The organism is Rhodococcus sp. 27YEA15 (assembly GCF_049739425.1).
GTDB lineage: Bacteria > Actinomycetota > Actinomycetes > Mycobacteriales > Mycobacteriaceae > Rhodococcus_F.
The window spans coordinates 4,318,803-4,330,696 of the sequence record NZ_JBMHHW010000001.1 but is presented as its reverse complement, the minus strand read 5'-3'; the positions used below and the strand labels follow the sequence as shown (position 1 = coordinate 4,330,696).

At 63.2% G+C, this 11,894-nt stretch carries 12 protein-coding genes; 6 read left to right on the top strand and 6 right to left on the bottom strand.

All coding sequences use genetic code 11. From position 1 onward, the window contains the following. The first annotated feature begins 63 nt into the window (after positions 1 to 63). The 4 genes from ABH922_RS20205 to ABH922_RS20190 all read left to right on the top strand — a co-directional run bounded on the left by ABH922_RS20205 (position 64) and on the right by ABH922_RS20190 (position 2,549). Positions 64 to 564, top strand: a complete 501-nt coding sequence (locus ABH922_RS20205) for a methylated-DNA--[protein]-cysteine S-methyltransferase (RefSeq protein WP_424808608.1) — start codon at positions 64 to 66, stop codon at positions 562 to 564. A gap of 43 nt (positions 565 to 607) precedes the next feature. Next, on the top strand, positions 608 to 1,105 hold the full coding sequence (locus ABH922_RS20200; protein ID WP_424808607.1) for an RNA polymerase sigma factor: 498 nt from the start codon (positions 608 to 610) through the stop codon (positions 1,103 to 1,105). A gap of 71 nt (positions 1,106 to 1,176) precedes the next feature. Continuing rightward, positions 1,177 to 1,707, top strand: a complete 531-nt coding sequence (locus tag ABH922_RS20195) for a methylated-DNA--[protein]-cysteine S-methyltransferase (RefSeq protein ID WP_424809737.1) — start codon at positions 1,177 to 1,179, stop codon at positions 1,705 to 1,707. Between the two features lie 5 nt (positions 1,708 to 1,712). Then, positions 1,713 to 2,549 carry a DNA-3-methyladenine glycosylase family protein gene (locus ABH922_RS20190; RefSeq protein ID WP_424808606.1) on the top strand — a complete coding sequence of 279 codons (837 nt, stop codon included), beginning with the start codon at positions 1,713 to 1,715 and terminating at the stop codon, positions 2,547 to 2,549. A 4-nt stretch (positions 2,550 to 2,553) separates the two neighbouring features. Here ABH922_RS20190 and ABH922_RS20185 read toward each other — a convergent pair whose 3' ends face one another. From ABH922_RS20185 to ABH922_RS20165, 5 genes are all read right to left on the bottom strand, one after another. Continuing rightward, the gene (locus tag ABH922_RS20185) at positions 2,554 to 4,779 is read right to left on the bottom strand and encodes an MMPL family transporter (RefSeq protein ID WP_424808605.1); all 2,226 of its coding nucleotides are present in this window, start codon (positions 4,777 to 4,779) and stop codon (positions 2,554 to 2,556) included. 82 nt (positions 4,780 to 4,861) lie between these two features. Then, complete coding sequence (locus ABH922_RS20180; RefSeq protein WP_424808604.1) at positions 4,862 to 6,418, bottom strand: bifunctional 3'-5' exonuclease/DNA polymerase; 1,557 nt, start codon at positions 6,416 to 6,418, stop codon at positions 4,862 to 4,864. 25 nt (positions 6,419 to 6,443) lie between these two features. Next, entirely contained in the window at positions 6,444 to 7,316 is an 873-nt protein-coding gene (locus tag ABH922_RS20175; protein ID WP_424808603.1) for a biotin-dependent carboxyltransferase family protein, read from the bottom strand. Next, positions 7,313 to 7,948 carry a 5-oxoprolinase subunit B family protein gene (locus ABH922_RS20170; protein ID WP_424808602.1) on the bottom strand — a complete coding sequence of 212 codons (636 nt, stop codon included), beginning with the start codon at positions 7,946 to 7,948 and terminating at the stop codon, positions 7,313 to 7,315. Before ABH922_RS20170 ends, ABH922_RS20175 begins: the two co-directional genes overlap by 4 nt. Further along, positions 7,941 to 8,405, bottom strand: a complete 465-nt coding sequence (locus ABH922_RS20165) for a MarR family transcriptional regulator (protein WP_424808601.1) — start codon at positions 8,403 to 8,405, stop codon at positions 7,941 to 7,943. The genes ABH922_RS20170 and ABH922_RS20165 overlap by 8 nt, the downstream gene beginning before the upstream one ends. Before the next feature lie 66 nt (positions 8,406 to 8,471). On the opposite strand from ABH922_RS20165, the gene ABH922_RS20160 reads away from it, so the two are divergent. After that, entirely contained in the window at positions 8,472 to 9,326 is an 855-nt protein-coding gene (locus ABH922_RS20160) for an alpha/beta fold hydrolase (protein ID WP_424808600.1), read from the top strand. Here ABH922_RS20160 and ABH922_RS20155 read toward each other — a convergent pair. Then, positions 9,305 to 10,618: a YhgE/Pip domain-containing protein gene (locus tag ABH922_RS20155; protein ID WP_424808599.1), complete on the bottom strand. Its 1,314-nt coding sequence runs from the start codon at positions 10,616 to 10,618 to the stop codon at positions 9,305 to 9,307. The genes ABH922_RS20160 and ABH922_RS20155 overlap by 22 nt on opposite strands. Before the next feature lie 591 nt (positions 10,619 to 11,209). Between ABH922_RS20155 and ABH922_RS20150 the strand changes: the two genes are divergently transcribed. After that, a complete protein-coding gene (locus tag ABH922_RS20150) occupies positions 11,210 to 11,479 on the top strand; it encodes a hypothetical protein (protein WP_424808598.1) in 270 nt (89 codons plus the stop codon). Positions 11,480 to 11,894 lie beyond the last annotated feature (415 nt).

Sequence of the window (11,894 nt, the reverse complement as noted above, 5' to 3'; positions counted from 1 at the left end):
GCCCGCGCGAATATCGGATTCGCTCGCAACTCGCGGCGCCACCGAACCTGGAAGGATCGAGGAATGCCCGATACCCGTACCCACACTGTGATCGACTCGCCGATCGGACCGTTGACGCTGGTAGCAACAGGTAGTGGCCTGTGCGGACTGTACATGGCAGAGCATCGTCACAAACCGGACGAATCTACGTTTGGTGCGCGATCGGACTCGATGTTCGGTGACGTCCAGGAGCAGTTGACCGAGTACTTCGACGGCGAACGGACGGAGTTCTCGCTGTCGTTGGCGCCTGTCGGAACGGAGTTCCAGCAGCGAGTCTGGGCGGGTTTACGGACCATTCCGTACGGGCAGACGTGGACATATCTGGAGTTGGCCGAGCAGTTGGGCAATCCTTTGGCTATTCGGGCTGTTGCTGCGGCAAACGGAAAGAATCCGATCAGCATCATCGTTCCCTGTCATCGGGTGATCGGCAGCGACGGAAGCCTCACCGGATTTGCCGGTGGGTTGGAACGGAAACGCTTCCTGCTCGATCGTGAACACGGCGGGGTCTCGGAAGTCCTGTTCTGATGAGTGCTGCTCACACAATGCGCGTACGACGCGTCTACGTGCTGTGACTCTGAAGCCGTTCGAAGACGTCGTCGCCGAGCACGGCGCGGTCGTTCTTCGGGTCTGCCGAGCAGTGGTCGGTCCGGCGGAGGCCGACGACGCGTGGTCCGAGACGTTCATCGCGGCAATGCGTGCGTATCCGGCACTGGACGACGACGCCAACGTCGAGGCCTGGTTGGTGACCATTGCCCATCGCAAGGCGATCGACATCACGCGGGTACGTGGCCGCAGCGCGGTACCGACGGACGTGGTGCCGGACGCACCGTCAGGGTTGGGTGTGCCTGGTGCCTGGGATCACGAATTGTGGGATGCGTTGGAAAAGTTGCCGTTCAAGCAGCGATCGGCGGTCGCCTACCACTTTCTCGGCGGGTTGCCCTATGCCGCTGTCGCCGAGATCCTGGGCAATACTCCGGCCGCAGCCAGGCGGGCCGGTGCCGACGGAATCGCCGCACTCCGAAAAACATATCTGCCCAACGCCTTCCCCGAAGGGAGTCACCTGTGAGTACCGAAACCGACGTTTTCGACGCGCTTCCCGTCGTCGACACCGACGCGCTCGCGCGTCTACGGTCGAGGTTGGCGAGGGATGCTGCGGAGGCGAACCTGATCGACGTGGCCTACCGGACCGTCGATTCTCCGCTGGGGGAACTGCTGCTGGCCGCTACCGGTGCCGGTCTGGTGCGAGTGGCTTTTGCCGTCGAGGGGCACGATCTGGTCCTGGATCGGCTCTCGTCCACTGTCAGTCCCCGCGTGCTGCGCTACCCGAAACGGCTCGATCCGGTAGCGCGGGAACTCGACGAGTATTTTGCCGGGACGCGAAAGGCTTTTGATCTGGATTTGGATTTTCAGCTGGCCACGGGATTTCGCCGAGAGGTGTTGCGTCATCTCCCGGAGATCGAATACGGCAGTACCGCGAGCTATGCGGTGGTTGCCGCCGCGTCGGGAAGCCCGAGGGCGGTGCGGGCGGTAGGAACTGCCTGCGCGAAGAATCCTCTGCCGGTGGTTGTTCCGTGCCATCGTGTGGTGCGCAGCGACGGTAGTCTCGGTCAGTACGCAGGCGGACCCGAACTCAAGGCTGTCCTGCTGAATCTGGAATCCGGCAGGTGAATTCGGTGAAAGTCCCCTTTTCCCCGCCGTACGCGCTCGAACCGTTGGTGAGCGCGTTACGCGCGCATTGTGTGTCCGGTCTCGAGCGGCACGACGACGGCGTACACACCAGGGTGATTCCGCTGTCCTCGGGCCCTACTGTCGTGTCCGTGTCGTGGGACGACGATCACGTCGTGGTGACGGGGGATATTGCCGAACGAGATTCGGCCGAACTCGTCACTATCGTGCGGCGGTGGCTGGATCTGGATGCCAATCATTCGATCATCGACCGATTCCTCGGATCCGATGCGGTGCTTTCGCCGATGGTCGCAGCGCGCCCCGGCTTGCGGGTACTCGGGTCGGTGGACGGATTCGAAGCGGCAATCCTGACCGTTCTGGGCCAGCAGGTTTCGCTCGGTGCTGCCAGAACGTTCGGCTCTCGTTTCGTGGGTGCCTTCGGTGAACCGGTGGATGACGAGTTCCGAGCTTTCCCGACGCCTTCTGTGGTGGCCGCTCAGACACCCGACGTCATTCGAAAGTCTGTCGGGTTGACCAATGCTCGGGCGCAGACGGTGCATACCTTGGCTACTGCCGCCGTCGACGGCCTCGATCTGTCCTGGGACGGCGACCCCGTGCAGTTTCGTCGGGATCTGCTGGCATTGAAGGGAATCGGACCGTGGACAGCCGACTATCTCACGGTTCGCGTTCTCGGTGATCGTGATGCGTTCGTGCCGGACGATCTGGTGCTCAAACGTGCGCTCGGGGTGTCGTCGGGCAGGGAAGCTGCGGCGGTGGCGGAGCGGTGGAGTCCGTGGCGGGCCTATGCACTGTTCCACCTGTGGACCTCGGAAGCATTTCTGTAAGTAGTCAGTCGGTTCGCCGGGCGAGCTTCGACGGCCACCAGATGAGCTTGCCGATGTCGTGTGAGAGGGCCGGCACCAAGATGCTTCGGACGATGATCGTGTCGAGGAGAACCCCGAATGCGACGGCGAAGCCCACCTCGGCGAGGAAAACGAGCGGGAGAATGCCGAGTACCGAGAACGTGGCCGCCAGAACGATTCCGGCCGACGTGATGACGCCGCCGGTGACGGCAAGTCCACGTAGGACACCGGTGCGGGTGCCGAATGCGAGAGTCTCCTCCCGCACGCGCGTCATCAGGAAGATGTTGTAGTCGATGCCCAGTGCCACCAGGAATACGAAGGCGAACAGCGGGAACGACTGATCTGCGCCGGCGAAGCCGAAGACGTGGGTGAAGAAGAATCCACTGACACCGAGAGTTGCCGCGAAGGACAGTACGACGGTGACGATGAGGATTACCGGTATCAGCAGCGCTCGCAGGAGAGCTGCCAGCACGAGGAAGATGACCACCAGCACGATCGGGATGATCAGATTGCGATCCCGCACGGAAGCGGCGTGAACGTCGACGGTGGTGGCGGTGCTGCCCCCGACCAAGGCGTCGGCACCGGAAACGTCGTGGACGGCGGCCCGCAGTCGTTCGACGGTGGCGAGCGCCTGCGGTGAATCGTACGAGTCGGCAAGGTTCGCGTTGATCACCGTACGGCCGTCGATGGGTGCAACGGTCAGTGTGGCGGGCACACAACCGCCGGCGGCGATCTGTGCTGCGGTAGCGGGGTTCGACTTGATCAGGCCGGCGACCTTGGCGATATCCGCCTGGATACACACGCTGCCTGCGTCGCGTGAGACGCCGTCGACGGCGGCGACGGCGGCGATGACGGCATCTGCTTGGTCGGCGTTGGTGGTGATGACGGCGGGTGCGCCCGCTCCCGGATCGAACTTCGAATCGTAGAGTTCTTGCCCGACAACGGCATCGGGTCGATTGGTGAAACTCTGGGTGGAAGTGAGCCCATCGGTGTGGAGGCTGCCGATTCCGGCGGCGAACAGCGCGATCAGCACAACTGTGGCGCCGATCCAGAACGGGCGATCCTTGTTGCCCGCGGTGGCGGCGATCTTGCCCCACATCCCGTGTGTCGCGAGGTCTGCCGCTTGGTCGACCGTGGGCTTGCGTGGCCAGAACACCCAGCGTCCGGTGGCCGCCAAAGCCACGGGCATGAATGTCATCATCACCAGGTAGGTGCAGGCGATTCCGATGGCGGCGACCGGCCCCAAACTCTTGTTGGAGTTGAGTTCTGAAAACGTCAAGCACAGCAGGCCGAGGATCACGGTGACCGCCGACGCGGTGATCGCGGGCGCCGACTCACGCCACGCTTTGGCCATCGCGTCGAACCGACTGGGGCAGGCGTGTAATTCCTCGCGATATCGAGAGATCAGCAGAAGCGCGTAGTCGGTTCCCGCGCCGATCACCAGGACGAACAGAATGCCCTGGGATTGTCCGGTCAGGGTCAGTACGTCGGCTTTGGCCAGGTAGTAGATCACCATCGAGGACAGACCGATGGCGAGAAGGGCGGAGAACAGCGGGAAGAACCACAGCACGGGCGAGCGGTAGACGATCAGCAGAATGAGGATCACGACCAGCAACGCCGCCCCGAGCAGAGCGCCGTCCAGTCCGGCGAATGCATCGATGAACGCGACCAGGAGTCCGCCGGGCCCGGCCGGAAGCACTTCGACGTCTCCCGCCGCGGCCTTCGCGGCGTCGATGACGTTCTGCTCGGTGGTGGCCAGTACGTCGCCGGTGACGGTGGTTCCGCCGGTTTTCGCGATCAGTGGCACGAAAATCGACGCCGTGGTGCCGTCGTCGGAGAACTGCGTAGGCGCCATCGCGTCGGTATCGACACCGGAGATGCCTGCAATGGCCTGGTGGGCAGCGTCGATCGCGGACTTGTCGGTATCGGTCAACGACGAATCTCGATGGAACACAATGAAACCGGGAATGGTCTCGACCGAGAGGAACTTCGCGGACTCGTTTCCGACGATCGTGGATTCCGCCGAACTCGGAAGATACGAGGCGTTGTCGTTCTTCTGGACCTCGGACAGCTTGCCCTGGAACGAACCGCCGAAACCTCCCGCGAAGAAGGCGACGATCGCCAGCGCGATCACGGTGAAGATCGGCACACGGTGGCGTCGGAGCGCCCCGGTGTCGTTCGGTTCTGCGTCAGTTGTGTCCAGCTTGGTCATGGTTCTCCTCGAACGCACTCGACCAGCACCAACAAAGCGACGTCGTCCAGTAGAACACGCGATACCTGCGCGGTGGAAGCCTTCAGGCCGGTTGAGATTGCTCCGCATAACAGTCGCGGATACCGATGTCCATGGGAAATCTGACGACGGTATCTCCGAACAGCAAGCGGGTGGCGGTCGCCGCAGCGGCGAGGACGTGGGCGGCTCCCGTCGAAGGATTTCGAGTGTGCACGACCACCTCGTCGTGTTGGAAGAACACCAGTTCACCGTCCGGGTCGTCGGAGAGTCGAAGGCGTAGATCAGCCAGAAGTGACAGCGCCCATTCCGATGCAGTCGCCTGCACGACGAAGTTACGGGTGAACCGGCCACGAGCATGGGCGTCACCGTGAGAGTAGAAGTTCGGCGACGGTGGGGGGCAGGCCCGTCCGAGCAGCGAGTGGACCACCTCGCCCCGCTCACCTGCCCTGGCGGCTTTCTCGACGAAGTCCACGGCCACCGGAAATCTCTTGCGTAGCAAGGTGAGTAATGCGCGAGCTTCGCCTGCCGTGGCCCCGTACAGCACTCCGAGAACGGCCACCTTGGCCTTGGCGCGGTCACCGCCGAAAGCGTCGGCGCCGACCAGGGCGTACAGGTCGTCGTCACCTGCGGCGGCCATCATGCGGCGATCACCCGACATCGCCGCCAGAATTCGCGGTTCGAGTTGCCCGGCGTCGGCGACGACGAAGTGGTGACCGGGATCGGCGACGACGCTCGATCGCATCGTCTTCGGAATCTGCAGCGCGCCGCCGCCGCGACTGGCCCATCGGCCGGAGACGACACCGCCGGGTACGTAGACGGGACGGAACCTGTTCCCGCGCACCCAACTGTCCATCCACTGCCAACCGTTGGTGCTGTAGAGCTTGGCGAGTTCGCGGTGACGCAGCAACAGCGGTACTGCCGGATGATCGAGTTCCTGCAGAAACCACTTACGGGTCGACGGCAGATCGATTCCCTGCCGCCCGAATGCCTCGGTGATCTCGGCGGACGACGACGGATTGACGGTGCGCCCGAACACGTCACTGATCTGTGCGGCCAGTTCCTGCATGCGCGGCGGTACGTCGTATCCGGTGGGGCGAGGCCCGAGACGGTCCTCGAGCAGAGTTCGATGCTTCTGCGTCGAGAACGGCAGCCCGGTGTGCGTCATTTCTGCTGCACTCAGCGCCCCGGCGGATTCGGCGGCGACGAGCAGGTCCAGACGGCGATCGCCGCCGATGATGTTGCGCTGCGCGGCGAACTCGGCCAGAACTGAGCGGGGATCGAGGACGGGTGCCGTGTCGAAGAGCCCGAGCCGATCGTCGTCGAACTCCTCGGCCGGAGGAGTCGGACGGCCGGCACGCATCCCGAGGATCGCGCGGGTGAGGGAGATGTCGTGGCAGCGCCGGACCCGAACTCCGGCTCGAAGAAGCATCGGATACGTCGACGCGGTACTCGGCCACACCCAGCGAGGATGCTCGACAGCCTCGATCGCGGTCACAGCAGCCGTCAGGTCGGGGTGTTCGACGGGTTCGGCGAGAAGGGTTCCGTCGCCGTCGGTGCGCAGTACGGTTGCCGTCAAGGCACCCGTGGACGTCGTAGCACCGGGAACCAGGACAACTCTCACGATCTCAGTCTGCCCGGTGGGTCCGTCACGAACGGACGCCGCGGACAAATCGCAGGTGCTGACCAGGGCGTGCCTGGGCGAGACGGTTCACGTCTGCGGCGGTGACGACGCCGATCACCGGGTAGCCGCCGGTAATGGGATGATCGGCCAGGAACACCACCGGTTGACCGCTGGGGGGTACCTGGATCGAGCCGACGACCATCCCTTCGGTCGGTAGTTCGCGTTGATCCGTGCGCCGAAGAGGCTGCTCGCTGCCGGACCGGTCGAGTCGGATTCCGACCCGATCGGATTCCGCAGACACGATCCATTCGCCGCGCGTCAGGACATCCGGGTCGACGAAGTATCGCTCGCGAGGTCCGAACAGCACCGTGATGTCGAGCGTCCCGCCTGGCACGGGTGGCACGGGTGCCAGGTCGACAGCCGAGTAGTGTGCGGGGGCCGGCCCGATCGGAAGTAGATCTCCCGGTCGCAGTGGCGGTGGACCGATACCGGAAAGCGTATCGGTGCTGCGTGATCCGAGTATCTCGGGCACTGCGATACCGCCGCGTGCCGCGACGTAGACACGAACTCCGATCGGTGCGTACCCGAGTCGAACGGTCTGGCCGGGGCGCACGTGGATCACGCTCGCGTGGCCCACCGGCGTCGAGTCGAGATATGCCTGTGCGGGCGCTCCGGTCACCGACATGGTGACAGATCTTTCCGCGACGATTTCCAATCCGCCCATCAACACTTCGATGCCCGCAGCGCTGTCAGGATTGCCGACGAGCCGGTTCGCCAACCGCAACGCACTGGTGTCCGCCGCACCGGACACCCCGACCCCCGATCGCAGATGGCCGATCCGGCCCAGATCCTGAACGAGACTCAGCGGACCGGTATGCACCGTCCGAAGCCCCGTCACAGCGTCGTCGCGTCCACGAAGCGCACAGCCGTACCGGGCTGAACGGTGGCAGGCGGTTCGGCGTCGAGGTCCCACATCGAGAGATCGGTGGTGCCGACGACGTGCCAACCGCCCGGTGACGCTCGCGGATACACGGCGCTGTATCCGCCTGCCACCGCTACGGAGCCGGCCGGAACCGCAGTGCGTGACTGTCTTCGACGAGGGACGTCCATCGGACGATCGTCTGGCGTCAGGTAGGCGAAACCCGGAGCGAAACCGATGAATGCACAGCGCCATCTATTGCCGGTGTGCAACGAGATCGTCTCTGCACGAGTCATGCCCAGGATTCGAGCAACGTCGTCGAGGTCTGGGCCGTCGTAGTGAACGGGGATCGTCACCGTGAGCGCGTCGTCGGGTGGTGTCGTCGTTCGGTTGCGATGCCGAGCCAGTTCGAGCAAGGCTCTGCGGACTTCCGCGAGGTCTGCTGTGGCGGTGCATGTCACCAGAACGGTTCGAGCTGCAGGCAGGAAATCCTCGACACCGGCCGGCGTTCGCCGTGCCAGAGCGTCGGTGAGGTCGAATACGTCAGCGGGGGAGGAGACCTCGATCAACAGTGCCCGCTCGCCCGCCGAGAGAATCGTGGCGTTACTCATCGGAGGAGCTTTCGCGTACCGCTGCAACGTCGTCGCGTATCGCCGTGACGAACCTGCGGATCGTCTGCTGCTCGCCTGATGTGAAGGTGTCGGCTGTGTCGACGACGCGCGCGATCAGTGGCCCGAAGAAATTCTCACCCAGAGTCACCGCAGCGGGCGTGAGGTGCAGGAGGATGCGTCGGCGGTCGACGACGTCACGTTCTCGCCGGACGTGACCAGCCCGCGTCATCCGGTCGATCAGTGCGGTGACGGACGCCGAGTTGATCGCGAGCTGCGCGCCCAACCAGCCCGGGGTCGCCGGAGTGTTCGAGCGCTGCGCATCCAGTAGACAGATCAACGCCCGAACGTCGGTGACGTTGAACGAGTGCTTTCTGGCGAATTCCGCGGCGAACATATTCAAGTCCACGGTCAGTGCGCGCAGAGCATGGACCACCGATATTCCGGCACTCTCGGTCACTGTGCTCACCTCTTCCACTTGTTTACTTGATTGTCTAATATCTCGATAAACGAGAGAAATGGGGGGATGATCGTGTCGGACTTCGACGACAGGTACGAGAAGGTTCTGGCCAAGTGGCCGGCGGCAACTGCCGGGGTCGACATCGACGGCCGGTTCGGGACGACGCATCTCAACGTGTGCGGCGCGACCGACGCGCCGCCGATTCTGCTGCTGCCCGGTGGCGGCGCAACCTCGACAGTGTGGTTCGACAACGTGGCGACGTTGTCGAAGTCCCACCGAGTGTGCGCCGTCGACATCCTCGGTGATGCCGGGCGTAGCGTTCCGGGATCCGAACGGATGAGATCCCTGGCCGATCTCGTCGAGTGGGTCGGATCTCTCGTCCACTACACCGGTTCGGAGAAGATCGACGTGCTGGCGCATTCGTACGGCGCGAAGATCGCGCTCGCCTACGCCGTCGCGAACCCGGACCGAGTGCGGACTCTGATTCTGCTCGATCCCACTGCATGCTTCGCCGGAATGAAATTCGGCTACCTGCTGCGCGCGGTGCCGCTTCTCCTCGCACCGACACCCGCACGGCAGCGTCGGTTGGTGACGTGGGAAGCCGATTCTCGCGCACTCGACGAGGATTGGTTCACACTGCTCGAACTCGGTGCCTCGACGAGACGGAAACTGGTAGTGCCGCCGCGGCCTTCGGCGGCGCAACTCACCACCCTGAGAGCGCAGACACTCGTCGTTCTCGCCGAGCAGTCTCGCGTGCACGACGTCGACGCAGTCGCCGACGTCGTGCACGAATCGATTCCACACGCTCAGGTGGTCACCGTGCCGAACAGTTCACATCACAGCCTGCCGATGGTGCCGGCAGGCCGGCTGAACCGGATACTCGACGATTTCCTTCAGGATCAGGCACCCTTGGGCCGGTGAGTGCGATCGAAACCCTTGCGGTCGTAGAAACGTGTGACCACGAAGCCGAGTATCAGACCGATCAGCAGACCTGCCAACGTCATCACGACGGCGTGGAGCAGGCCCGAGTCGCTTCGTGCGTCGAAAAACAGGATCGCCCGGCATCCCATGTAGATCTGATGCATGGGCTCGAACTGTGCCAACCACGCATACAGGCGGGGGCTCGCCTCGAGGGGGATGGTTCCACCTGACGACGGCAGCGCGAGGATCACGAAGATGAACAGATTGACGAGCATGCCGACCGAGCCGAAGGCCGCCATCACCGACATCGCCGTGATTCCGACGGCGGCGATGACCAGTGTGCTGTACTCCCACAAGGCAAGTCCGTGTGTCACCGGCAGACCGAGTGCACGACTTATCCATTGGAACAACGCGGAGACGATTCCGGCGAGCACGATCATGAACGCCCACTTCACGAGGAGAGTGTGGAACCTCGTCAGCCCGGCCACGTCGTTCTGCACGTACAACGGACCCACTTCGGTGGGCGCATATCCGAGCATGCCGTCCACCAAGGTGTTGACGACGGTCGCTCCGGTGAATCCGGCGAGTACCAGCAAGAGTGCGAAGTAGAAAGCAGCCAAGCCGAATCCGGTGCCGTCGGGAAGCGGGTTGTGTGCCACGACGAGCACGTTCACCGGGTTCTCGAGGAGGAGTCGACTCGCTCCGGACATCTGGGTGCCCGCACCGCCGGCTTCCAACTGTTGGGTCACGAGCGCCGTGAGTTGCTCGCCCATGTTCTTGTTGACCGCTTCCAAGGCCGTGGTGCCGATGGATTGGACCAGTGACGCCGAGACGGTACCGGCCCGAGGATTGGTGTAAATGGTGATGATCGGTTGTTCGACCTCTCCGGGAACCACACTTGCCTGCGCCAGAATGGTGGTTCGCTTGGAGAAATCGCTGGGTATGACTATTGCCCCGTACAGCGTCCCGGAGTCGAGTTTCGATTGAGCTTCGGCGATGCCGATCTGTTGGAGATCGATCTTCTGGTGATCTACTCCGTTGTCGATGGCAGCTGCTATGTCGTTGCCGAAGTTCTTGCGTTCGGGTGGAGTGCTGCCGGGGACGGTATCGCCTTCGTCCTGATTGACCAGGGCGATCGGGAAGTGGTCCAGGTTTTTCTTCGGGTCGAGTATGCCGCCCATGTACAGCGCGGCGAGTGCGGACATCAACAGCGTCACCACGATCACCGGTGCCAGCCAGAAGCGTGGCGTCCGCAGAACGGAGGGGGCGGGCGGCCTGGAATTCTCGCTCATCGACAATCGACCGACTTTCTCTCGAGCAGCATTACCGTGGCTGAGACTAGGCGAACGGGATGCCGCTCACTCGTTTTACGAGTCTCGCGCGTCGTTTCGGTCGCGGCCTGTCACGGGTGGCGCGAATGCACGGGAGAGCGGTGGCGACACGAACTGTGCTCAGACGCTGATCCGGAGTCTGGAGTCGAGGTGTGCTTCGGTTTCCGGGAAGGACCGAGATCCATTTCGTCGCGGCGCTCGATTCGGTTCCGCCGATGCGCGCGGTACTGGGACTGTTCGAGGGTGCGGTGACAGGGGCCGCTCGAGTTCGACCATCGACGACCTGAAGGCGTGGCTGAAGGGATGGAGCAGACGTTCGGTGACCACCGCCGACTCGGTGCCGACGCCGCCGAAGCCGCGCTATCGACATGAGTCTGATTTGTCGCATTTCGTCCGCCATTCGGAGGCATCCCTTGCTCGCTGCGATCGGACAGTCCATACCTCTCGCGCTCGGCCTGCTCGCCGTCTCCGCACCTATGGCCGTCATCGTGCTTCTCATGATCACCTCGGGCGATCACGTCCGAAGCCCGGAACCGAACCGCATGTTCCGGCGTGGATGCGAGCATCGCTTCGCCGGCACCTGGCAAGGCTCTCGGTGTGTCTTTGGTGTCCGTGGCAGTCGATCCCAAGAATGCGGCGCCGGCAGTGTCCGGGGCGGAAACCATCGATACCGCCACCAATGACGTTCCGGCACAGGTGATCACAGCTCTGGTGTTCACCGCTCTCGCGAGTATCGGGGTTGCGTACCCATTTCTCGTGCGAGCGTTCTCCGGTGTAGGTTCTGGTTCGCGATGTCGGATTCCCATTAACGCGTCGGGCTAGATGTCGGATCCATTCGTTTCCAGTTAACGTGTCGGGCCGAGAGCCCCGCCAGCACCCGAAGCGTCAATATGCCGCCATCGTCGAAAGTTGGGGCATAAAGCGGACAGGATGTGATGTCGGGGCAAGCTGCCGTCACCGCCTGATGATGAGACAAAAATCGGACATCATGAGATTTTGAGACAAACAACTGCGGTTTTGTAGGTTTGAGACAAATGCAGGCTGATTCTTTCTCGCGCACTTTGCAGGTCGGAAGTGCTCGGACTGTTGCGTACATGTTCGTTGGTGCCTGCCACAGACGGAAGGCCCGCGGCAGCTTTGACCGCAGGCCTTCGCCAGCTGTGTTGTCGACGTTCGGACAAGCTCGGGTATCAGATATCGGCGTATCGTCTGAGTTTCGGCGGTGGAGTAACAGTTA

What these genes read in the sequence shown, in the direction of transcription:
- ABH922_RS20160 (WP_424808600.1), top strand. Translation starts at nt 8,472, where the DNA reads ATGATCGTGTCGGACTTCGACGACAGGTACGAGAAGGTTCTGGCCAAG.
- ABH922_RS20155 (WP_424808599.1), bottom strand. Translation starts at nt 10,618, where the DNA reads ATGAGCGAGAATTCCAGGCCGCCCGCCCCCTCCGTTCTGCGGACGCCA.
- ABH922_RS20185 (WP_424808605.1), bottom strand. Translation starts at nt 4,779, where the DNA reads ATGACCAAGCTGGACACAACTGACGCAGAACCGAACGACACCGGGGCG.
- ABH922_RS20205 (WP_424808608.1), top strand. Translation starts at nt 64, where the DNA reads ATGCCCGATACCCGTACCCACACTGTGATCGACTCGCCGATCGGACCG.
- ABH922_RS20170 (WP_424808602.1), bottom strand. Translation starts at nt 7,948, where the DNA reads ATGAGTAACGCCACGATTCTCTCGGCGGGCGAGCGGGCACTGTTGATC.